At 45.1% G+C, this 346-nt stretch carries 1 protein-coding gene; it reads right to left on the minus strand.

All coding sequences use genetic code 11. The features are described 5' to 3' along the window. Nucleotides 1–346 (minus strand): reverse transcriptase domain-containing protein (locus EYW48_RS21910; RefSeq protein WP_277433094.1); only part of this gene is annotated, 346 nt, incomplete at both ends.

The following is a 346-nucleotide window of genomic DNA, read 5'->3' on the forward strand; positions in this document are numbered from 1 at the left end:
CTCTTTCTGCTAAGAAATCAGCAATCAACGGTTTAATATCGTTCTCCAGCACTTCCTTTGAAGCACAGGTGACGACGAAATCGTCGGCGTATCCAATAAAGTTGGCTCTAGCACCCTTTTTTAGTGCAGTAGACTTTATGCGTTGCTCAAGCCCTGCAAGAGTCATAAGCATCAAGGTCGGAGATATGACCCCACCTTGTGGTGTTCCCTCGTCAGTGCGATAGAACAACCCTTTGTCTATAAAACCAGACTTTAGCCATTGTTCCAACATACGTTTATCTACGGCAATGTTGTCCATAAGCCATTGATGTCCGATCTTGTCGAAACAGGCTTTGATGTCTCCCTC

This window comes from Vibrio sp. 1180_3, assembly GCF_029478545.1.
Classification (GTDB): domain Bacteria; phylum Pseudomonadota; class Gammaproteobacteria; order Enterobacterales; family Vibrionaceae; genus Vibrio; species Vibrio aestuarianus.